This window comes from Mesorhizobium sp. P2_C7 (assembly GCF_056404515.1).
In genome coordinates this window covers 1-20,006 of sequence record NZ_JBFUDW010000004.1, presented here as the reverse complement: position 1 = coordinate 20,006, position 20,006 = coordinate 1, and the positions used below count along the sequence as shown (strand labels likewise).

Annotated in this window: 24 protein-coding genes; 13 read left to right on the top strand and 11 right to left on the bottom strand. The window is 63.8% G+C overall.

The features are described 5' to 3' along the window. The first annotated feature begins 109 nt into the window (after positions 1-109). Together AC1D2G_RS10100 and der are read left to right on the top strand one after the other, a co-directional pair. Entirely contained in the window at positions 110-775 is a 666-nt protein-coding gene (locus tag AC1D2G_RS10100) for a tetratricopeptide repeat protein (RefSeq protein WP_095091881.1), read from the top strand. Continuing rightward, a complete protein-coding gene (gene der, locus AC1D2G_RS10095; protein WP_095091882.1) occupies positions 772-2,211 on the top strand; it encodes a ribosome biogenesis GTPase Der in 1,440 nt (479 codons plus the stop codon). The genes AC1D2G_RS10100 and der overlap by 4 nt, the downstream gene beginning before the upstream one ends. A 26-nt stretch (positions 2,212-2,237) precedes the next feature. On the opposite strand, the gene AC1D2G_RS10090 is transcribed toward der, so the two are convergent. Beyond that, positions 2,238-3,161 (bottom strand): LysR substrate-binding domain-containing protein, encoded by a 924-nt coding sequence (locus AC1D2G_RS10090; protein WP_477413644.1) that lies wholly within the window; start codon positions 3,159-3,161, stop codon positions 2,238-2,240. A 123-nt stretch (positions 3,162-3,284) separates the two neighbouring features. On the opposite strand from AC1D2G_RS10090, the gene AC1D2G_RS10085 reads away from it, so the two are divergent. The 7 genes from AC1D2G_RS10085 to AC1D2G_RS10055 all read left to right on the top strand — a co-directional run bounded on the left by AC1D2G_RS10085 (position 3,285) and on the right by AC1D2G_RS10055 (position 8,884). Next, complete coding sequence (locus tag AC1D2G_RS10085) at positions 3,285-4,592, top strand: MFS transporter (protein ID WP_477413643.1); 1,308 nt, start codon at positions 3,285-3,287, stop codon at positions 4,590-4,592. Between the two features lie 149 nt (positions 4,593-4,741). Continuing rightward, positions 4,742-5,926, top strand: a complete 1,185-nt coding sequence (locus tag AC1D2G_RS10080) for a cell wall hydrolase (protein WP_477225993.1) — start codon at positions 4,742-4,744, stop codon at positions 5,924-5,926. 255 nt (positions 5,927-6,181) lie between these two features. Beyond that, positions 6,182-6,589 (top strand): AtpZ/AtpI family protein, encoded by a 408-nt coding sequence (locus tag AC1D2G_RS10075; RefSeq protein WP_477413641.1) that lies wholly within the window; start codon positions 6,182-6,184, stop codon positions 6,587-6,589. Positions 6,590-6,648: 59 nt separating this feature from the next. Next, complete coding sequence (locus AC1D2G_RS10070) at positions 6,649-7,407, top strand: F0F1 ATP synthase subunit A (RefSeq protein ID WP_095091979.1); 759 nt, start codon at positions 6,649-6,651, stop codon at positions 7,405-7,407. Between the two features lie 83 nt (positions 7,408-7,490). Then, a complete protein-coding gene (locus AC1D2G_RS10065; RefSeq protein WP_006206606.1) occupies positions 7,491-7,715 on the top strand; it encodes a F0F1 ATP synthase subunit C in 225 nt (74 codons plus the stop codon). A 67-nt stretch (positions 7,716-7,782) separates the two neighbouring features. Then, complete coding sequence (locus AC1D2G_RS10060) at positions 7,783-8,382, top strand: F0F1 ATP synthase subunit B (protein WP_477413639.1); 600 nt, start codon at positions 7,783-7,785, stop codon at positions 8,380-8,382. 10 nt (positions 8,383-8,392) lie between these two features. Next, positions 8,393-8,884: a F0F1 ATP synthase subunit B gene (locus AC1D2G_RS10055; RefSeq protein WP_095091887.1), complete on the top strand. Its 492-nt coding sequence runs from the start codon at positions 8,393-8,395 to the stop codon at positions 8,882-8,884. A gap of 74 nt (positions 8,885-8,958) precedes the next feature. Here the strand turns inward: AC1D2G_RS10055 and AC1D2G_RS10050 are convergent, their stop codons facing one another. After that, complete coding sequence (locus AC1D2G_RS10050) at positions 8,959-9,654, bottom strand: ribonuclease HII (RefSeq protein WP_477413637.1); 696 nt, start codon at positions 9,652-9,654, stop codon at positions 8,959-8,961. A 150-nt stretch (positions 9,655-9,804) separates the two neighbouring features. Then, positions 9,805-10,959, bottom strand: coding sequence for a PA0069 family radical SAM protein (locus AC1D2G_RS10045; RefSeq protein WP_477226421.1), 1,155 nt, complete (start codon positions 10,957-10,959; stop codon positions 9,805-9,807). A 150-nt stretch (positions 10,960-11,109) separates the two neighbouring features. On the opposite strand from AC1D2G_RS10045, the gene AC1D2G_RS10040 reads away from it, so the two are divergent. Further along, positions 11,110-11,628 carry a glycosyltransferase gene (locus AC1D2G_RS10040; RefSeq protein ID WP_477414102.1) on the top strand — a complete coding sequence of 173 codons (519 nt, stop codon included), beginning with the start codon at positions 11,110-11,112 and terminating at the stop codon, positions 11,626-11,628. 148 nt (positions 11,629-11,776) lie between these two features. Further along, the gene (locus tag AC1D2G_RS10035; protein ID WP_477413635.1) at positions 11,777-12,751 is read left to right on the top strand and encodes a hypothetical protein; all 975 of its coding nucleotides are present in this window, start codon (positions 11,777-11,779) and stop codon (positions 12,749-12,751) included. A gap of 119 nt (positions 12,752-12,870) precedes the next feature. On the opposite strand, the gene moaB is transcribed toward AC1D2G_RS10035, so the two are convergent. From moaB to AC1D2G_RS10005, 6 genes are all read right to left on the bottom strand, one after another. Further along, on the bottom strand, positions 12,871-13,425 hold the full coding sequence (gene moaB / locus AC1D2G_RS10030; protein ID WP_477413633.1) for a molybdenum cofactor biosynthesis protein B: 555 nt from the start codon (positions 13,423-13,425) through the stop codon (positions 12,871-12,873). A gap of 1 nt (position 13,426) precedes the next feature. Beyond that, positions 13,427-14,314, bottom strand: coding sequence for a 4-(cytidine 5'-diphospho)-2-C-methyl-D-erythritol kinase (locus tag AC1D2G_RS10025; protein WP_477413631.1), 888 nt, complete (start codon positions 14,312-14,314; stop codon positions 13,427-13,429). Positions 14,315-14,340: 26 nt separating this feature from the next. Beyond that, a complete protein-coding gene (locus tag AC1D2G_RS10020) occupies positions 14,341-14,526 on the bottom strand; it encodes a membrane protein (RefSeq protein ID WP_027023000.1) in 186 nt (61 codons plus the stop codon). A gap of 165 nt (positions 14,527-14,691) precedes the next feature. After that, positions 14,692-15,555 (bottom strand): S49 family peptidase, encoded by an 864-nt coding sequence (locus AC1D2G_RS10015; RefSeq protein WP_477413629.1) that lies wholly within the window; start codon positions 15,553-15,555, stop codon positions 14,692-14,694. A gap of 79 nt (positions 15,556-15,634) precedes the next feature. Further along, positions 15,635-16,435, bottom strand: a complete 801-nt coding sequence (locus AC1D2G_RS10010; protein WP_477413627.1) for a tRNA1(Val) (adenine(37)-N6)-methyltransferase — start codon at positions 16,433-16,435, stop codon at positions 15,635-15,637. Continuing rightward, positions 16,435-16,659, bottom strand: a complete 225-nt coding sequence (locus AC1D2G_RS10005; protein ID WP_091576439.1) for a putative signal transducing protein — start codon at positions 16,657-16,659, stop codon at positions 16,435-16,437. The genes AC1D2G_RS10010 and AC1D2G_RS10005 overlap by 1 nt, the downstream gene beginning before the upstream one ends. Before the next feature lie 207 nt (positions 16,660-16,866). On the opposite strand from AC1D2G_RS10005, the gene AC1D2G_RS10000 reads away from it, so the two are divergent. Next, positions 16,867-17,883: a polyprenyl synthetase family protein gene (locus AC1D2G_RS10000; RefSeq protein ID WP_095091894.1), complete on the top strand. Its 1,017-nt coding sequence runs from the start codon at positions 16,867-16,869 to the stop codon at positions 17,881-17,883. A gap of 34 nt (positions 17,884-17,917) precedes the next feature. Here AC1D2G_RS10000 and AC1D2G_RS09995 read toward each other — a convergent pair whose 3' ends face one another. Both AC1D2G_RS09995 and AC1D2G_RS09990 read right to left on the bottom strand, forming a co-directional pair. Then, a complete protein-coding gene (locus tag AC1D2G_RS09995; RefSeq protein WP_477413625.1) occupies positions 17,918-18,517 on the bottom strand; it encodes an NADPH-dependent F420 reductase in 600 nt (199 codons plus the stop codon). 216 nt (positions 18,518-18,733) lie between these two features. Further along, complete coding sequence (locus tag AC1D2G_RS09990; RefSeq protein WP_477413623.1) at positions 18,734-19,468, bottom strand: SDR family NAD(P)-dependent oxidoreductase; 735 nt, start codon at positions 19,466-19,468, stop codon at positions 18,734-18,736. Positions 19,469-19,622: 154 nt separating this feature from the next. Here AC1D2G_RS09990 and AC1D2G_RS09985 point away from each other — a divergent pair. Further along, on the top strand, positions 19,623-20,006 hold a 384-nt coding region (locus tag AC1D2G_RS09985; protein ID WP_477413621.1), incomplete at its 3' end, for a LysR family transcriptional regulator.

Here is a 20,006-nt window from a genome sequence, read left to right as displayed (position 1 = left end):
GGCCGGCCCTGGGATTGGGCGATTTTCCCGTCGAACCCCTTCCATGCCGACAAAATTTCGCTAAAACGCGGGCTGACAACGGCCCGAGAGGGCAGGAATGGTTTGATTGATGTCCGACGACAGTTTTATCCGTGAAGTCAACGACGAGATGCGTCGCGAACAGGCGCAGAAGCTATGGGACCGTTTCGGTCCCGCCTTGCTTGTCCTCGCGATCCTCGTGGTGCTCGGCACAGCCGCCTTCGTCGGCTATCGCTATTGGGACGAGACGCGCGCCAACCGCTCCGGCGATGCGTTCTCGCAGGCGCTGAAGCTTGCCAATGACGGCAAGAACGACGAAGCGCTGACCGCTCTCGACCAGTTGGAGAAGGATGGCTACGGCGCTTATCCGCTGCTTGCCCGCATGCGCGCCGCGACCGTCAAGGCCAGCAAGGGCGACGTCGACGCTGCCGTCAAGGACTTCGACGATGTCGCCGCCGACACGGCCATTCCTTCAGGCATTCGCGACATGGCCCGCCTCAGGGCAGCGCTCCTGCTTGTCGACCATGGCTCCTTCGCCGATGTCTCCAGCCGGGTCGAGGCGCTTACGTCGGACACCAACACGCTGCGCCACACGGCGCGCGAGGCGCTCGGTCTTTCCGCCTGGAAGGAAGGCAAGACCCAGGATGCGCTGAAGCTGTTCGACCAGATTGCCGCCGATGACGGCGCCCCGCGCAACACCCGTGAGCGGGCAACCTTGATGTCCGAGCTGATCCGCGGGTCGGGCAGTGCGTCGTGACCTTCAAAGTCGCCATCATCGGCAGACCTAACGTCGGCAAATCGACTCTTTTCAATCGGCTGGTGGGAAGGAAGCTGGCGCTTGTCGACGACACGCCGGGCGTCACCCGCGATCGCCGTGTTCATGCCGCCAAGCTTTACGATCTGCATTTCGACGTCATCGACACCGCCGGCTTCGAGGATGCCGCCGCCTCGACCTTGCCGGGCCGCATGCGGGCGCAGACCGAGATTGCCATCCGAGAGGCCGACCTGATCTTCTTCACGGTCGATGCCAAGTCCGGCCTGATGCCCGATGACAAGACTTTCGCCGAGATCGTGCGCAAGTCCGGCAAGCCGGTCGTGCTGGTCGCCAACAAGGCCGAGGCGAAAGGCGCCCAGGGCGGCATGCTGGAGGCCTGGGAGCTCGGCCTCGGTGAGCCGATCCCGGTATCGGCCGAACACGGCCAGGGCATGCCCGACCTGCGCGACGCGGTGATCGGAGCGCTTGGCGAGGCGCGCGCCTTTGGTGAAGAAGAAGACGGCGAAGGCGAAGAGGTCGTCGCCGGTGAGGTGCTGATCGGCGAGGACATCGTCGACCCGGATGCGGAGGATGTGCCTTCATACGACGACACCAAGCCGATGCGCATCGCCGTGGTCGGCCGCCCGAATGCCGGCAAATCGACACTGATCAACGCGCTGATCGGCGAGGAGCGGTTGTTGACCGGGCCGGAAGCCGGCATCACCCGTGATTCCATCTCCGTCGACTGGGACTGGCATGGCCGTCGTCTGAAACTGTTCGACACGGCCGGCATGCGCCGCAAGGCGAGGATCCACGAAAAGCTGGAAGTGATGTCGGTGCAGGATGGCTTGCGCGCCATCCGCTTCGCCGAGATCGTCATCATCGTGCTCGACGCCACCATTCCTTTCGAGAAGCAGGATCTGCAGATCGCCGACCTGATCATCCGCGAGGGGCGGGCGCCGGTGATCGCCTTCAACAAATGGGACCTGATCGACCATCCCCAGGAGCTTCTGGCGGAACTGCGTGAGAAGACCGAGCGGCTGCTGCCGCAGGTCCGCGGCATCCAGGCGGTGCCTGTCTCGGCCGAAACCGGGCGCGGCCTCGACAAGCTTATGGATGCGGTGCTGAAGACCCACAAGGTGTGGAACAGCCGCGTCTCGACAGGCAAGCTCAACCGCTGGCTGGAAAGCATCCTGGCGCATCATCCACCGCCTGCCGTCGCCGGCCGCCGGCTGAAGGTCAAATACGTCACCCAGGCCAAGACGCGGCCGCCGGGCTTCGTCGTCCAGTGCTCACGGCCGGAGGCGATGCCGCAATCCTATGTCCGCTATCTCTCCAACAGTCTGCGTGAAGCCTTCGACATGCCCGGCGTGCCGATCCGCATCGCGTTGCGCACCTCGGACAACCCGTTCGCCGGCAGGGCCAAGAAACGCAGCTGAGCGTCGGCGCCTGCCTGGCGCTACGATCACGCCACCTCGCGCAAACCGTTTTCGTTGGTCCGCGTATTGTCGGGAAGCGCCTGCCGTGCCGCCTGCAGCAATATCTCGGCGAGGCGCGCGACCACCGGCTCGGGTTCGGCATCCTTGCGGTGCAGGAACAACGCCATTTTGGGCAGTGCCGGCAGCCCGGCGATCTCAGGTGTCATCGCTCTGACGCTGGCCGGCAGGCCGATGTCGGTGCGGATGGTCAGCCCCAGTCCCGCCGCAACGGCTGCCCAGATGCCGCCAAGGCTTGGGCTGGAAAAGGCCATCCGCCACGACAGACCGGCGCGGTCGAGCGTTTCGGTTGCCACCGTGCGCAAAAGGCAGGGTGCTTCAAGCGCCACAAGCGGCAGCGGCTCGCCGTTGCGTAGGCTGGTCGCGATGCGCTTTGCCGGGCCGATCCAGCGCATCTGCACGTCGGCGACGTGCTCGCTGTAGGGCAGGGTCTCGCCGCTGTGCCAGGCGAGCGCGATGTCGAGATTGCCTGAAGTGACGCGCTCGGCAAGTTCGTAGCTGCGCGCGATCCTGGCTTCGATCTTGACCTTGGGATGGGCGCGGGCGAAGCGCCCGAGCACGTCAGGCAGYACCGCCTCGCCGAAATCCTCCTGCAGCCCAAGCCGTACCCAGCCTTCCAGTTCGACGTCATGGATGGCGGATGCCGCCTCGTCATTGAGCTCGATCAGCCGCCGCGCATAGCCGAGCATGGTCTCGCCGGCCTCGGTCAAGGCGAGGCCACGTCCCGACTTGCGGAAGATCGGCGTCGCCGCCTGCTCCTCCAGTTTCTTCAACTGCGCGCTGACCGCCGACGTCGATCGGCCAAGCCGGTCGGCAGCCTTGGCGAAGCTGCCCAGCTCCATGCCGGTGACGAAACTGCGAAGAACGTCGAGGTCGAATGTCACGCGTCGCATGGCAATAGTCCCGATTTTCAGGATAGTAAGTAAAAAACTTCCCGATATTCAGCATGAACCTATGGCGGTAAAGACGAGGCGTCAAGGTCCGGATGCAGTCGGACCATCAAGGGAAACTCAGCCATGTCGCTCGTCGCTACGGATTTGAAATGCAGCCAGGGCAGGCCTCGGCAACAGGCTGGCGCAGCCGCCGCTGGTGCCGCGACAGTCCGCTCCAACCATCGCTGGAAGGTGCTGGGCATCGGTGTTGCCGCCAATGCCAGCTTTTCCGCGACCTTCTCCGGCATCCCGGCGACGGCGGTCTTCTTGCGCTCTGGCTACCAGCTCGGCAATGGTCAGCTCGGGCTGGTTCTCGGTCTGCTTGGCCTGGGTGTGGCGCTGAGCGAACTGCCGTGGGGATTGCTCACCGATCGCTGGGGCGATCGCCGCGTGCTGCTGACCGGACTCGGTGCCACCGCGGCATGGCTGCTTCTCATGGCATTGCTGGTCGTGCCGTCGCCGGCACGCCTTCCCGGGGTTGTGCTTTTGGCCGCCGTGTTGCTTGTCACTGGCCTGCTTGGCGGCAGCGTCAATGGCTCAAGCGGCCGCGCCATCATGGCCTGGTTCCGTGAAGGCGAGCGCGGCTTCGCCATGAGCATCAGGCAGACCGCGGTGCCGCTCGGCGGCGGGCTCGGCGCCCTTGTCCTGCCGTCGCTTGCCTCGGCGCATGGCTTTGCAGCGGTCTACGGCCTGCTGGCCGCATTCTCCGCCGTCACGGCGCTTTTCGCATGGCGCTGGTTGCATCAGCCACCAATCGGCGAAGACGCAACGTCCGCCAGCGACGCCATCGTGTCGGCCGGACCGGCGCCGCTGCGCAATCCGGACGTCTGGCGCATCACAATGGCCATCGGCCTGCTCTGCGTCCCGCAAGTGGCGGTGCTCACCTTCGCCTCCGTCTTCCTGCATGATTTCGGCCGCATGGGAACGGCAGTGATCAGCGCCAGCCTGGCAGCCGTGCAGGTCGGCGCCATGGTCATGCGCGTCTGGAGCGGCCGCTTCACCGATCGACGCGGCAACCGCCGCTCGTTCCTCCGCTTTTTCAGCATGCTGAGCGCGGCGGCCTTCGCCACCCTCACGTTGCTTGTGTTTGTCGTGACCACCGTACCCGGCTGGCAGCCTATGCTCGCGACAACGATCGTTGCCATCCTGATCGTCGCCGGCATCTGTGTTTCAGCGTGGCACGGCGTTGCCTATACCGAGATCGCCACGCTTGCCGGCGCCAGCAATGCCGGGACGGCGCTCGGTCTGGCCAACAGCTTTGTCTTCGTCGCCTTCTTCCTGGTGCCGATCGCCATCCCCGGGCTTCTGGTTGTCGGATCATGGACGGGCGTCTGGCTTTCGGCCGCCATCTGCGCGCTGATCGCCCGGCCGATCTTCCTGCGGCCGGCCTGACTTCGTTGGCCGGCCGCAAAATCGCCCGACTTCGGAACCACGACCTTGAGCCGACTGAGAAAACCCGATCGAACCTGTTAACGTCCCATCAAGGTTAATGCATCATTTTGCTCTCCAGTGGGGTCAGTCGCGTTCCTGGAGAGAGTTCCGTGCATCGACGTGTGTTGAAGCGGCTTGCGGCCGCCGCCGGTGAGAAAAAACGTGGCTTTCTGACCCCGTTCGTCATCGGTCTCGGCATCTGGATCGGCTTTCCGACCGTCGCCGCCTACCAGGACATGACCAGCTTTGTCTCGGGCCTCGAAGCGTCGAACACCCGCTGGAATTCCTATGTCGAGAAATCCGTCGCCGGCTCGACCCATGCGGCCGAGATGCCCTTTGTCGATTCCGACGTCACCGGCTCCATCTCCGGATCGGGCGTCCATCTGGCCGGCGTCGGCAACGTGTCGTTTCGTGGCAAGGGCGGCAAGGTCAGCGGCACGCCCGACGAGGATCGCATCGTGCGGGCCGACAAGAAGGGCCGCATCGTCCAGGTTTCTCCCGTCGCGCCGCCGAAGAATTTCAATGCCGGCTCGATCTTCGAGCGCACCTCCTCCTTGCTGCGGCCCAGCATGGATAGCGGCTTGAAGATGGCTTTCGCCAAACCGCAGATCAAAGGCAAGGAAATCCAGATCGCCGCGGCATTCCATGCGCGTGAGGACAAGAAGCCGGATCCCGGCGTGCCGGCCATGCTTGCCGCGCTGGTCAACAACGACCATCCCGATGTGCTGGCGACCGCCTATGCGCAGGCCGAGCCCGACTATGCCAAGGCATCGCCCTTCGAAGCCCTGCTTCAGGACGAGCAGCCCAATGACGGTCGCTTCATCCCGCCGATGGCCAAGGGCGACCATTCCTGGATCCAGAACCCGCTGCCGGCGAGTGTCTTCTCCAAGAAGGAGCAGGCATGCCTTGCCAACGGCATCTATTTCGAGGCGAGAAGCGAATCCGTGCGCGGCCAGGCCGCCGTCGCTCAGGTCATCCTCAATCGCGTCCGCAACCCGGCCTATCCCAATTCGATCTGCGGCGTCGTCTACCAGAACGACAGCTGGTTCAACCGCTGCCAGTTCTCCTTCGCTTGCGACGGCAGGAGGAAGCGCATCGACAGTCCCGCCGCCTACAAGACCGCGCAGGATATCGCCATGGCCGTCACCGCGGGCAAGATCTTCATCCCCGAAGTCGGATCGTCGACCCACTACTACGCCCAATATGTCCATCCCGGCTGGGCGCGCACGATGCAGAAGATGACCAAGATCGGCCTGCATATCTTCTACCGCACCTATGGCGGCGGCTGGAGCTGAGCACCGCACAGTCACCGATCTTTTCGCGCTGCGTGCAGCCGATCGAAGAGCCAATGCCGGGGGGATTCGTGCAGCGCATCCCCGTCGCCGTGGCGGGCACGATGTCGCACCTTTATAACCAATTGATTTTGTTGCCTAAAATACATGACAATGAACTTCCGCCCGTGGCTTGACTGGCGCAAACCCTCTAACTATGTTGCCGGCGACTTTAGAAGCGGACGGACGGTGACGGTCTGACCGGGCAGGGGGGTTGCGATGGCCGATAAAAACAGGCCAGACGGAACCGGAGAAACCGGCCGCGGCAAGCAGCATGAAGCCGAAATCCGCGACGACGATCTTGAGCGCCGCCGGCGTGAACTTGAAGCATCGCTTGCGACAAGGCGGCCGGACCGGCTCGAGGGGAAAGACGACGCGAAAGCGAGCAGTGTGGCCGGTTATGGCCAGGCGCTCAAACTCTCCAGCGAGTTCATCGCCGGGGTGGTGGTGGGTGCCGGCATCGGCTGGATCATCGACCGTCTGGCGGGAACATCGCCATGGGGTCTGATCGTGTTTCTGCTGCTGGGTTTTGGCGCCGGCGTGCTCAATGTGATGCGTTCCGCGGGCGTTGTGGCAGAATTCGGACAGGGCGATAAATCGCGCCGTGACCAGGACGACAGGAAATGACCGCGCTTCATGTGTGGTAATGGTAACGAAGCCGTACGCGGCATTGACGGGGTTTGAACGTGGCAGCTGACAAGGTCGATCCGATCCACCAGTTCCATATCAACAAGCTGATACCGATCGAGATCGGCGGCTACGACCTGTCTTTCACCAATTCCGCACTGTTCATGGTCGCAACCGTGGTCGTTGCGGCGGCATTTCTGTTTCTCACCACCTCGAGCCGCAGCCTGGTTCCGGGCCGGCTTCAGTCGGTCTCCGAGATGGCCTATGAGTTCGTCGGCAACATGTTGCGCGATGCCGCCGGCACGCAGGGCATGAAGTTCTTCCCGTTCGTGTTCTCGCTGTTCATGTTCGTGCTGGTCGCCAATCTGCTTGGCCTGTTCCCGTATTTCTTCACCGTCACCAGCCACATCATCGTCACCTTCGGCCTCGCCGCCCTGGTGATCGGAACCGTGGTCGTCTACGGGTTCATGAAGCACGGTCTGGGCTTCCTGAAGCTGTTCGTGCCGCATGGCGTGCCGGTTTTCCTGCTGCCGCTGGTGGTGCTGATCGAGGTCATCTCTTTCGTGTCGCGCCCGGTCAGCCTCTCGGTTCGTCTGTTCGCCAACATGCTCGCCGGCCACATCACCCTGAAGGTGTTTTCTGGATTTGTCGTCAGCCTGAGCGCGCTGGGCGCGGTCGGTGTGGCTGGCTCGGTCCTGCCGCTGGCAATGGCGGTGGCGCTGACGGCACTGGAACTGCTGGTCGCTTTCCTGCAGGCTTACGTCTTTGCGGTGTTGACCTGCATGTACCTGAACGACGCCCTGCACCCCGGGCACTGAGCAAGAGTTTCCGGCCCAAGAGTTTCCAACATTGGCGCCGGATTGAATCGCAACGGAATTTTAGATCCAAAGGAGTTGAACAAATGGACGCAGAAGCAGCAAAGTACATCGGCGCCGGCATCGCTTGCCTGGGCATGGGTGGCGCGGGCATTGGCCTCGGCAACATCTTCGGCAGCTACCTGGCGGGCGCTCTGCGCAACCCGTCGGCTGCTGATGGCCAGTTCGGCCGTCTGATCTTCGGCTTCGCCGTGACCGAAGCTCTGGGCATTTTCTCGCTTCTCATCGCGCTTCTGGCCCTGTTCGGCTGAGCTAAGCGTTGGGAAGATTGGACAGGTCGGCCGCGCGAGCGGCAGGCCTGAATTTCGGGGATAGTCCATGTTCGTGACATCTGCCTTCGCGCAAGAGTCCGCACCTGCAGCCGACACCAGCCACGCTGCGACGGAAGGCGACACGCATTCCGGCACCAGCGTGCCTGCCGAACCGCACGGCACGTTTCCACCATTCGATCCTGCGACGTTCCCGTCGCAGCTTCTGTGGCTGGCGATCACTTTCGGGCTGTTCTACCTCTTCCTGAAGCGGGTCGCGATGCCGCGCGTCGCGGGCATCATCGAGGTCCGCAACGACCGCATCACCCAGGACCTCGACCAGGCGAGCAAGTTGAAGGGCGAGGCCGACGCTGCCGTTGCTGCCTACGAGCAGGAACTGGCGGCAGCCAAGACCAAGGCCAACGCGATCGGCCAGCAGGCCGGCGATGCGGCCAAGGCCGAAGCCGAGACCGCACGCAAGAAGGTCGAGGCGGCCCTCGACGAGAAGCTTGGCGAGGCCGAAGCCCGCATTTCTTCCATCAAGGCCGATGCCATGAAGGAAGTCGGCAGCATTGCCGAGGACACCGCTTCGGCGATCGTCGAGGCACTGGTCGGCGGCAAGGTCAGCAAGGCCGAGATCGCGGCCGCGGTCAAATCCGTGGCCCGGTGAGGAGCTCATCATGGACTACACATCTCTCGCGACGCTCTGGGCAACGATAGCCCTCATCATCTTCCTCGGCGTTGCCGTCTACATCAAGGTGCCTGGCATGATCGCCAAGGCGCTCGACGCCCGCGCCGCCAGGATCAGCAACGAGCTGGATGAAGCGCGCCGGCTGCGCGAGGAGGCCCAGCAACTGCTCGGCCAGTACCAGCGCAAGCGCAAGGAAGCCGAGCAGGAGGCCGCCGACATTGTTGCGGCCGCCAAGCGCGAAGCCGACATGCTTGCCGCGGAAGCGCACAAGAAGACCGAGGACTATGTCGCTCGGCGCACAGCACTTGCCGAACAGAAGATCGGTCAGGCCGAGCGCGACGCCATCAGCGAAGTCCGTGCCAGCGCCGTCGACATCGCTGTCGAGGCTGCGCGTGCGCTGCTCGCCGGCAAGATGGACGCCAAGGCCGGCGCCGACCTCTTCAAGGCATCGCTGGCGGATGTGAAATCCAAGCTGAATTAGGCCTTAGAAGACGCAGTCTAATTAAAAGCCGCCCGGGCAACCTGGCGGCTTTTTTGTTGTGGAAAACTATCCGCTCAATCCAGGCCGGCGAGGCTCTCGTCTTCCGCCACTTCCGTCCCGCCAAGCCTGAACGGCGCGAAGGAAACGCGGTGCAGCCGCGCCACCGGCCCATGTGCTTCGATCGCCGTGCGATGGCGGGCCGTGGCGTAGCCCATGTGGACCTCGAACCCGTAGCGATCGTGATGGTTGCCGCAGCCGCACATCATGCGGTCGCGCATCACCTTGGCGACGATCGAGGCGGCGGCGATCGATTGCGAGCGCTGGTCGCCCTTGATCAGTGCGCGCCCCGCGCAGGGCAACCCTGGCGGCACGTCGCGCCCGTCGGCGAGCGCGAGCTTCGGTTGGACCGACAGCCCGACCAGGGCGCGACGCATCGCTTCCAGGCTGGCCTTGAGGATGTTGCTGCCGTCGATGCCCTCGGCGCTGATGGACGCCATCGAAACGCCCAGCGCCGAGCCAAGAATTCGTACGAACAGCGCTTCGCGTTGCAGATGGCTGAGACGTTTGGAATCGTCGAGCCCGTCCGGAATGTTGGCGGGGTCGAGCACCACCGCCGCCGCGACCACCGGCCCGGCCAGCGGACCGCGGCCGGCCTCGTCCATGCCCGCCACCGGCCACAGTCCATCGGCCATCGCCTTCGTCTCGAAGGAGAAATCGGGTTTCTCGATGATCTCAAAGAGAAGCGGAGAATCGGAACGCGCGCGAGCCATGTTGCGGCGAGGTTCGCATCGGCTCCGATTCTCCGCAAGTCCCTCCGGGTCGGGTGGGGCGCCGGACCGGGAGGGCACCGTCTGCAGGCCGGGGCAGGCCGGACGGGATTCTTGTGTCGCGACAGGTCAAACCGCCGCGGTGAATTGTTTTCAAAGCAGGGTCAGCTGCACCTGGTCCTTGCCGCCGGCCACGAACTGATCGGTCCGAAGCGTGCGCCGTTCGACGTTGAGGCCGAGCCGCTTGGCGGTGATCTCGAAGCGCCGGCCGATCTGCCAGGCGTAGGGACCAGCACCCTTCATGCGCTTGCCCCATTCCGAATCGTAGTCCTTGCCGTCGCGCATCGAGCGGATCAGCGACATCACGTGGCGGTAGCGGTCGGGATAGTGGCGCAGCAGCCAGTCCTTGAAGATCGGACTGACCTCCAGCGGCAGGCGCAGCACGACATAACCCGCTTCGCGCGCACCAGCGGCGCGTGCCGAATCGAGGATGCGTTCCATCTCCTGGTCGGTCAGGCCGGGGATGATCGGCGCCACCATGACCGAGGCCGGAATACCGGCATCCGAAAGCTGTCGGATCGCCTCCAGCCGCTTGGTCGGCGTCGAGGCGCGGGGCTCCATCGTTCTGGCCAGCATGCGGTCGAGCGTCGTCACCGACAGCGCCACCTTGGCCAGCCCGCGCTCGGCCATGCGCGACAGGATATCGATGTCGCGCGTCACCAATGCGGACTTGGTGACGATGCCGACCGGATGGCCGCGCGCTTCCAGCACTTCGAGGATCTCGCGCATGATCCGGTATTGCTTCTCGATCGGCTGGTACGGATCGGTGTTGGTGCCGATCGCGATGGTGCGCGGCTGGTAGCTGTCCTTCGACAGTTCCTTGTCGAGCAGTCGCGCCGCATCCGGCTTGGCGAACAGCTTCGATTCGAAATCGAGGCCCGGCGACAGGCCCATGAAACTGTGCGTTGGCCGGGCAAAGCAATAGACGCAGCCATGTTCGCAACCACGATAGGGATTGATCGACCGGTCGAAGGAGATGTCGGGCGATTCGTTGCGGGTGATGATGGTGCGTGGCTTCTCGACCTGCACCTCGGTCTTGAAGGGCGGCAGTTCCTCCAGCGAATTCCAGCCATCATCGAAGACATGCCGGCTGACCGGCTCGAACCGGCCGGATGGATTGATGCCCGCCGACCTGCCGCGATTGCGGTCCGGACGGACACGCACGCCACTCTGCTCGATCATCGCATTGGCCATCTCGGCTCTTCCAGCTCCGAAAGCTGCAATGTCGGCGCGCACGATCTGTTCCATCTTCGCCCGCTCCCAGGGACTGTCCATGTTGTGTCGAATCGCTCTGTTCATGAAATTATTCCTATTTCGCCGATGAGAACAAAGCAAGAACTTTTTATGGTGCGCTGCAAAAACTGGCGCTGCGTTCGGCTTTCCGCTATTCGGCTAATGATGCTCAGTGTCCTGATCGAAACCCGCAATGACGAGGAGGGCCTCGCCCGCACGCTCGCCTCGCTGATTGGCGGTGCGGTCGAGGGCGTGGTGCGTGACGTCATCGTCTGTGACACGGGTTCCACCGACCAGACACATCGTGTTGCCGAGCATGCCGGCTGTCAGTTCGTAACTGGCGGTATCGCTGCCGGCATCCGCCAGGCCAAGGGTGACTGGCTGCTGCTCATGGAGCCGGGCTCGCGACTGGTGGACGGCTGGATCGATGCGGTCGTTGCCCACACGGCCAGGCAGACCATGGCGGCACGCTTCTCGCGGGCGCGGGGCAGCCGCACACCGTTCCTGGCCCGGGTGTTTTCGGGAAACCGCGCCATGGCCGATGGATTGCTGATCAGCAAGCTTCAGGCCGCGGCAGCGTCGAAGCGGGCCGGCAGCGCCGAGACCATTGCACGCGGCCTCGCGACAAAGCGGCTCGACGCCGAAATCTGGGTGGCGCCGCCGAAGCAGCGCTCCCCGGAGTGATTTTTTTGCAGCTGCTGCCTTCATTGTGCATTGCACAAAATCTGACGCGAGGTTAGTTTCCTGATCAGACGGGTGGATTGGGTTTGGGTCATGCCGAGTGATGAGCACCGATGCGGCATCGGCGCCCACGCTCATAGCCGAGGACCCGATGAAGCTTTCAACCCCCGACAAATCCGGCGCTGCCAGTCTTGAGGCCGTTGCGCGAAACGGCAGTCTGCTGCGCCGCATCGCCGTGCGCATTCCGACCTATCTGACGGACCTGCGCGAAAACCCTGCCTGGCTGCCGATGTTCGTGCTGGCGCGCACAATGCCAGGACGCCGCATGCATTGGCTGGGTGCAAAACGCGCTCGTTCGGCCCAAAATTCGGAGGATACGATGTTTGCCGGCGTCGACCGCGAAGCCGTGGTCGACGCACTGCGCTCCGACGGGCTTTTTTCGGGCCTGGTGCTGCCGCGCGCGATCCACGAAGAGATCGCCAGTTTCGCCCAGCGCACGCCTTGCTTCGGCAATTTCGACCGCCGTCTCGAATTCATGCCGGGTGAACATGCCGAGGCCGAAAAGCGCTTCGGCCGCTCGCTGCTCAGCGGACATTTTTTCGAGCGCATCCTCGACTGCCGGGCGGCACTCGCCATCCAGCGCGATCCGCTGCTTCTGGATATTGCGGCGCACTATCTCGGCGGCCAGGCAAAACTCATCACCACGCGCGTCTGGTGGAGTTTTCCGACGGGTGAGGCTTCGGACGCCGACAAGAACCTTGCCTCGCTCGGCAAGTATCATTTCGACCTCGACGACTGGCGCATGCTGAAATTCTTCTTCTATCTCAAGCCGGTCGACGCCGACACCGGCCCGCATGTCTATGTCCGGGGCAGTCACAAGCGCCGCAGCCTCAAGCATCAGCTGACCTTGCTGGTCGGCCATCCCGCACAAGAGGTTCTGGATGTCTATGGCGAGCACAGCCCGGTGACGCTGACCGGTGAAGCCGGTCTCGGCTTCGTCGAGGATCCGTTTGGCTTCCACATGGGCACGGTGCCGGCGCGCACGCCGAGATTGATGATGGAGGTCGGCTTCGGCGTGTCGCCGCCCTCACGCCGGCGCTTTCACGGCGAGCCGGTCATCCGCTGAACGAAGCTCGATGATCGCCTTCACGCAAGGGTACTTTTGGTTTGAATAGGGTTTCGAAGGCGCGCCGGTATTATTCTGGCTCGCAAATGCGGCGTGGAACGGGCGCTTTGCCTCGACTTTTACGGAGCCGATTTTCCGCGCCGCAGATGCTCATCCAGACGCGGCATGATCTCGACGAAGTTGCAGGGCATGTGCCGGTAGTCGAGCTGTGCCTTGAGGATGCCGTCCCAAGCGTCCCTGCAGGCGCCGGGCGAGCCCGGCAGCACGAAGACGAAGGTGGCGTTGACGACCCCGCCGGTCGCCCGGCTCTGGATCGTCGAGGTGCCGATCTTGTCGTAGGAGATGCGGTGGAAGACTTCCGAAAAGCCGTCCATGCGCTTTTCGAAGATCGGCTCCAGCGCTTCCGGCGTCACGTCGCGGCCGGTAAACCCGGTGCCGCCAGTGGTGATGACGACGTCGATCGCAGCTTCCCGCGACCAGCCGAGCACCTTGTCGCGGATCTTTTCGCGGTCATCGGTGACGATATCGCGGGCGGCGAGGACGTGGCCGGCTTCAGTGATGCGGTCGGCCAGTGTCTGGCCGGATTTGTCGTCGGCGAGGCTGCGTGTGTCCGAGACGGTCAGCACCGCAATGCGGATCGGGATGAAAGGCCGGCTCTCGTCAATCCTGGCCATCTCAGTCAGCCTCCGATGCCATGCTGCGCGTCGCGGCGACGAACCAGTCGGGCTGGCGGCTGCGGATGTCGGCGGCTGCGCGCTTGGCGACATTGCCGGTCTCGAACAGGCCGAAGCATGTCGCGCCGGATCCGGACATCCGGGAGAATCCCGATCCAGCCTTGTTAAGCCAGGAAAGCGCTCTGCCGATGGCGGGCTGCATCGCCAGCGCCGCAGGCTCAAGATCATTGCGGGTGATCTCCAACCAGTTGCGCAGGCTATGGAAGTCGATGCTGCGCGGCAAAGGCGGCAGTGGCTCATTGTCGCGACGGGAAAGCGCTGCAAACACCTCGGCGGTCGAGATGGCCGTTCCGGGATTGACCAGCACCAGCCCCAGCGCCGAAAAATCCGGCACCATCGACAGCTCGTCCCCGATGCCCCGCGCGATCAGCGGCTTGGCCGCCAGGCACATCGGCACATCGGCGCCAAGCGAAAGGCCTATCCGCGCCAGCTCGGCGGCATCGATATCCAAGCCCCATGTCTCTGCCAGCCCGCGCAGCACGGCTGCCGCATCGCTCGAGCCGCCGCCGACGCCGGAGGCAACCGGCAGGTTCTTTTCGAGCCGGATCGCGACCGGCGGGGTTTTCTTGGGGCCAGCCTCTCTTCGCAGCGCATCGCGGGCCTTGAGCACGAGATTGCTGGCGTCGAGGGGAACGGCCTGCGCATAGCGGCCAGACACGGTAAGATCATCGCTGTCGGCAAGTGTGATTTCGACCCGGTCGCCAAAACGCGTGAACACCGCCAGGCTTTCGATCAGGTGATAGCCGTCAGGGCGCCTGCCGGTGACATGCAGCGCCAGATTGATCTTGGCGTGCGCATGCCAGGTGCGCGACCCGATCTCGGTGTCCACGGCGTCAGTCGTATGCGGGATGATGCTCAGTCCTTGGCCAGCCGGTATTCGCCGGTCTTCGGATCCTTGACCAGCGTACCCATCGCGCCGTTGGCCGCCTGCTTTTCCGTGCGCCGCACCTTGGCGGTCACGCGCTCGGCTTCCCGGATGAAGGTGCGGTAGCCGAAATAGGCGGCGACGCCAACGACGGTGAAGAAAATGATCTGCGGCATGTCAAAACTCCTCCCACGCTGGGCGGCGGCCGGTCGGGTCGGTCGATGCATGTCGCCAAAAAGTAGCCCTGGGACAACGACATGCATAAAAACAAAGGCTTAAAGCTCGATCCGTTTCAACGTGACGCGCTTTAAGCCCTCATGCTAGACGGTTTTGCCGGTTTTTCAAAGCCCGAACCGTGCCCACAACGCGCGCTCTTCCGCCGCATCGATCACGCCGCTGGCGGCTGCCGCGGCGATATCGGGCGCTGAAAAGCCCTTGCTCGAGCCGAACAGGCCGAAGCGGCTGAGGAAACCGCGCGGCGCCGTGACCAGCCTGAGCTGGGTCTTCGCTCCGAACCGGGTCTTGAGCACTGTGCGCATGTCGCCGAGTGCATCGACCAGGCCGAGTTCGAGACCCTTCATGCCGGTCCAGAACAGACCGGTGAACAGGTCCGGATCGTCCTTCAGCTTCGTGCCGCGCCTTTCCTTGACGAGGTCGATGAATGTGCCGTGCACCTCGAGTTGCAGCGCTTTCAGGCGCTCGACGTCTTCCTTCTTCTCGGGCTTGAACGGATCGAGCACAGCCTTGTTCTGCCCGGCGGTGTGGACACGGCGCTCGACCCCGATCTTCTTCATCAGTTCCGGGAAACCGAACGAGGCCGACACCACGCCGATCGAACCGACGATGGAGGACGGATCGGCGAAGATCTCGTCGCCGGCGACCGCGATCATGTAGCCGCCCGATGCCGCGACGTCTTCGACGAAGACCAGCACTTTCTTGTTCTTTTCGCTCGCCAGGTCGCGGATACGCTTGAAGATCAGTCGCGATTGCACAGGCGAGCCGCCCGGCGAATTGATCGAGATGGCGACCGCCGGCGCGTCGTAGGAAAACGCTTTCTCGATGAGGCCGGCGGTCGAAGCCAGCGACAGGCTCGGCCGGAACTGGCCACCCCCGGGCATGATGGTGCCGTGCAGCCGGATGACCGGAATGGTGACGACGGTCGAGCGCCAGGACTTCGGCAGCAGGCGGTTGATAAGTCGTTTCACGAGGGCGCGGTCTCCGGTCGATAGGTTGCAGGCATGTAGGAACTCCCCAGCCAACGGCAATGTGGCCGGTAAGAATAGCTCAATCTCCGAACAGCGAGGCGAGGCCGTTGGCGATCATTTCGCTGCGCTCATCAGGACCGTCGCCCGATTGCGAATGAAGCATCAGCGGAGGGCGAATGGCGAGCTTCCCCCGCGCCCCGAGCGCAGCCCTGACGACGATGCGGATCGCCGCCGCGTCGGGGCGGGGATGGACAGCGAGGATCTCGGCATCGCCGAAGCGGCCGGAGATCGCGTCGAGAATGGAGCCGAGCTGCTCGGGTCGGGCGATCACGGCAAGCCCACCGCGCGGCCTGACCACGGCGGCAGCACTTCTGATCCAGCTCTCGAACAGTCCGTCCTCCGTGACGTGGGCTTCCTTTCTCAGGCGATCGGGCGTGGCACGATCCCGTGCGGCGTTGAAAGGCGGGTTCATGATGACGAAGTCGAAGTCGTTGTCAGCGAGGCCCGCCGCCGCCCGCGCCCGTCCCGATACGGTGACATCGGCGATGAGCACAGAGGCACGGTCACTGAGATGGGCATTGCCGGGATGGGCAAGCGTTGCTGCGGCGAAGGCAGCCATTTCCGGCGCCCGTTCGACGAGCACGGCAGCGGCCGCTGGGCAGCGCGACAGCACCGCCAGGCCGGCGGCCCCGGCGCCAGCGCCGAAATCGGCGAGACGTCCGCCAAAGGAGGATGGCACGGACGCCGCCAGCATCATGGCATCCATGCCGGCGCGATGGCCGCCTTGTTTGGGCTGCACGAGCCAGAACCGGCCGCGATGGAAGGCATCGACCGTATGGGCCGGCGTGTCCGGGGCAAGAGTGGCCGGCGCGGCGGACATTATTTCCCGCGGATCTCGTTGGCGATGCCGGCATCCGTCAGGATGCGTCGTGCCGCGTCGGCCTGGTCGGCATCGACCATGATGCGTCGCGGCAGGATGCCGAGCGAGCCGTCGAGCACGCTCATATTCTGGTCGGCGACGAAGCAGCCGATGCCGGCATCGCGCATCAGCGATTCGACAAAGGAGATGATGACGGCGTCGTTGGTGCGAATGAGCTCTATCATCGGGCGAAACTCTCAGTTTGCGGCGCATATGTAAACGGGCAGGCGGATTTCCGTCATCAAGCAGACCTGCTCTTTCGGCAGGGTTGACAGGCTGTCATCGCCGCCGCGCCAATTCGCCACTTGCCGTGGCCGTGTCTAGCGCCCTAGAGTCCCTGCAGGGACCAAGGGTGCCGTCGCACGCGTTATACCAAGACGGGAGTGATTGTCGTGGGTGTCGTTCTCAACATCGAAAACGGGAAGCGGGAACCCGCCTCCATCAAGGATTTGATCGATCTGACGGCGGCCGATATGGGACGCGTCAACGAATTGATCCTGTCCAAGGCCGGCTCTGACGTAGAGATGATTCCGGAGGTTGCCAACCATCTGATCTCGTCCGGCGGCAAGCGGCTGCGGCCGATGCTGACGCTCGCCGCCGCGCAGATGTTCGGCTATGCCGGCGAGGGCCACGTCAAGCTCGCAACGGCGGTCGAATTCATGCACACGGCAACGCTTCTCCACGACGACGTCGTCGACGAAAGCGGCATGCGGCGCGGCAAGAAGACCGCCCGCATGATCTGGGGCAACCAGGCCAGCGTCCTGGTGGGTGACTTCCTGCTCGGCCAGGCCTTCCGCATGATGGTCGACGTCGGCTCGCTCGAAGCGCTGGACATCCTGTCGAGTGCGGCCTCGATCATCGCCGAGGGCGAGGTGATGCAGCTCGCCGCCGCCAAGAACCTCGATACCACCGAGGACGAGCATTTCGCCGTCATCAAGGCCAAGACCGCGGCGCTGTTTTCGGCCGCTGCCGAGGTCGGCCCGGTCATTGCCCAGGCGACACGCAACGACCGTGCCGCACTGCGCTCCTACGGCATGAACCTCGGCCTTGCCTTTCAGCTGATCGACGATGCGTTGGACTATGGCGGCACCAGCAAGGATCTGGGCAAGAATGTCGGCGACGACTTCCGCGAGGGCAAGGTTACCTTGCCGGTCATCCTCGCCTACCGGCGCGGCACCAAGGCCGAGCGTACCTTCTGGAAGCGCGCCATCGAGGACAATGTCGTCGATGACGCCGGCCTGGAAAAGGCGATCGGCCTGATGACCCGCCACGGCGCGATCGCCGACACGATCGGGCGTGCCCGCCATTTCGGCGAGATCGCCCGCGACGCGCTGGCGCCGCTGGAAGCGACGCCACAGAAATCGGCGCTCATCGACGTCATCGATTTCTGCATCAGCCGGGTGAACTGAGCGGCTGGCGTTTCGACAGTGGACAGTAAATCCGTTACTGCTCGTTCTTGAACAGGTCCTGGAAGATCAGCCGGCCCCAAGTGCGGCCGCGTGCGTGCACCAGCGCGCCACCCTCGTTGAGCTTTCCCAGCTTGACGGGTGCGAACCCGAGCTGTTTGGCCAAATCCGCCACGGGAGCGATCGCGTCCTCGTCGTCGCTCGACAGAAAGACCACCCGGTGGCCGCCCTCGACGATCGGATCGGCAGCCAGGGTGGCCGCAACCAGGTGATTGAAACCTTTCACAAACTTGGCGCCGGGGAAGGACTTCGCAACGAAGGCGGAGGACGGGAGGCCGTCTAGTTCCTCAAGGGGAACTAACGCGTTCATCGCGTCGATGATCGTCTTGCCTTTCCAGCTCGGCAGGGCCTTCGCAACCTCGCGATGTTCCCCGAACGGGACCGCCAAGATGATTGTGTCGGCCTCGAGTGCATCCCGCAGCGATTTGGCGACGACCGTGGGTCCAATCGCCCGAGCGTGCGGCGCCAACGCCTCGGGCGGCCGGCGGCTCGCGACGGTCACGTCGATGCTTTTACGGGCGAAGGCGTGGGCGAGGGCCTGGCCTATCTTACCGAATCCTACAATCGCGTAGCTCATAATGCTTCTCCTATAGGTGTTGATACTGATTACCCCGGCCTTCGACAGCGCTGGGTTATCCGTTTCGCCGCATGGCGACCTTCGCGAGATCTTCGGACCGCCACCGCAAGCGACGCGTGACATCGGTTCGAATTCCTGAATTGACGCGTAGTCGTCCTGCCGTGACGACTTCCGCGCGCCCGGACGGTCAACCACTTCCGGCGATCGGGCGCGATTTCAGATGGCCGAGAAGCCGCCGTCGACAGACAACTCCACCCCGTTCACGAAGCTCGAATCGTCTGAAGCAAGAAACAGCGCGACTGCTGCAATTTCCTCAGGACGCCCCATCTTTCCCCGCGGGATCAGAGATTCGAACATCCGCTTCGCCTCCTCCGTGAGAACTTGGTCCTGCATCGGTGTAGCGATCGGCCCCGGGCTCAGCACGTTCACCCGGATATTCCTGCCCTTCAGTTCGTTGAGCCAGGTGCGTGCGAATGAGCGCAACGCCGCCTTGCTTGCCGCATACACGCCGTAACCAGGAAAGCCTTTCACCGAAGCAACTGACCCGGTCATGAAGATCGATCCGCCATCGTTGAACAGCGGCAGCGCCTTTTGAACCGTAAACAGCGTGCCGCGCGTATTCAGGTCGAAGGCCGCATCGAAATGCTGCTCGGTAATCTCGCTCAGTGGGACGGCTTCGCCCGTGCCGGCGCTCGCGTACAGGACGTCGATCCTGCCCTTTTCCCGCTTGACCATGCCGAACAGACGGTCGAGGTCGTCGAGATTGGCCGCGTCGCCGCGCACGCCGGTCACGTTCCGGCCAATCAGCTTGACCGCCTCGTCGAGCGCCTCCTGCCTTCGTCCCGTGATGAAAACATAGGCGCCTTCTTCAACGAACCGCTTGGCGCTCGCCAGCGCCATGCCGCTCGATCCACCCGTGATGACCGCAACCTTACCGTCTAGTTTTCCCACGATTTTTCCTTTCAGGCTCTGCCTTTGGTCGTTCGGGAAGAACCCCGAGAGCCTCGAAATAGGTCTGCCAGGGTAAGGCTTTGAGTGCGGAAACGCGCACATCGGTGGTGCAAAATCGATCCGGCTGGACGACGGACGCCAGCCGCGACGACTGGTGTCCGTCATTCAGGATTGGGCCGCGCTGGTCGGCACGGGTTATGATCATCGCCGTGCTACCGCAAACGAGATGCTGTTCGATGTGGTAGATGTGGGCTTTGGAAAGGCGCACCGCGCGGTGCGAGATTGCACCATGATCGACTGGGATGACGTTCGCTACTTTCTTGCCGTCGCGCGTGGAGGCTCGGTGAGGGCTGCCGCCGAGCGCCTCGGTGTGAACCACTCGACCGTGCTGCGACGCATCGCCCAGCTCGAGGAACGCCTCGGGGTGCACATGTTCGAAAAGCTGCCGTCGGGCTACCGCCTGACGGCTGCGGGCGAGGAGGTCCTCGAGTTCGCGGACCAGATGGAAGCGTCGTCGCACCTGCTGGAGACGCGCGTC

What these genes read in the sequence shown, in the direction of transcription:
- AC1D2G_RS10100 (WP_095091881.1), top strand. Translation starts at nt 110, where the DNA reads ATGTCCGACGACAGTTTTATCCGTGAAGTCAACGACGAGATGCGTCGC.
- AC1D2G_RS10085 (WP_477413643.1), top strand. Translation starts at nt 3,285, where the DNA reads ATGTCGCTCGTCGCTACGGATTTGAAATGCAGCCAGGGCAGGCCTCGG.
- AC1D2G_RS10075 (WP_477413641.1), top strand. Translation starts at nt 6,182, where the DNA reads ATGGCCGATAAAAACAGGCCAGACGGAACCGGAGAAACCGGCCGCGGC.
- AC1D2G_RS10065 (WP_006206606.1), top strand. Translation starts at nt 7,491, where the DNA reads ATGGACGCAGAAGCAGCAAAGTACATCGGCGCCGGCATCGCTTGCCTG.
- AC1D2G_RS10060 (WP_477413639.1), top strand. Translation starts at nt 7,783, where the DNA reads ATGTTCGTGACATCTGCCTTCGCGCAAGAGTCCGCACCTGCAGCCGAC.
- AC1D2G_RS10055 (WP_095091887.1), top strand. Translation starts at nt 8,393, where the DNA reads ATGGACTACACATCTCTCGCGACGCTCTGGGCAACGATAGCCCTCATC.
- AC1D2G_RS10050 (WP_477413637.1), bottom strand. Translation starts at nt 9,654, where the DNA reads ATGGCTCGCGCGCGTTCCGATTCTCCGCTTCTCTTTGAGATCATCGAG.
- AC1D2G_RS10045 (WP_477226421.1), bottom strand. Translation starts at nt 10,959, where the DNA reads ATGGAACAGATCGTGCGCGCCGACATTGCAGCTTTCGGAGCTGGAAGA.
- AC1D2G_RS10040 (WP_477414102.1), top strand. Translation starts at nt 11,110, where the DNA reads ATGCTCAGTGTCCTGATCGAAACCCGCAATGACGAGGAGGGCCTCGCC.
- AC1D2G_RS10035 (WP_477413635.1), top strand. Translation starts at nt 11,777, where the DNA reads ATGAAGCTTTCAACCCCCGACAAATCCGGCGCTGCCAGTCTTGAGGCC.
- moaB (WP_477413633.1), bottom strand. Translation starts at nt 13,425, where the DNA reads ATGGCCAGGATTGACGAGAGCCGGCCTTTCATCCCGATCCGCATTGCG.
- AC1D2G_RS10020 (WP_027023000.1), bottom strand. Translation starts at nt 14,526, where the DNA reads ATGCCGCAGATCATTTTCTTCACCGTCGTTGGCGTCGCCGCCTATTTC.
- AC1D2G_RS10010 (WP_477413627.1), bottom strand. Translation starts at nt 16,435, where the DNA reads ATGTCCGCCGCGCCGGCCACTCTTGCCCCGGACACGCCGGCCCATACG.
- AC1D2G_RS10005 (WP_091576439.1), bottom strand. Translation starts at nt 16,659, where the DNA reads ATGATAGAGCTCATTCGCACCAACGACGCCGTCATCATCTCCTTTGTC.
- AC1D2G_RS09995 (WP_477413625.1), bottom strand. Translation starts at nt 18,517, where the DNA reads ATGAGCTACGCGATTGTAGGATTCGGTAAGATAGGCCAGGCCCTCGCC.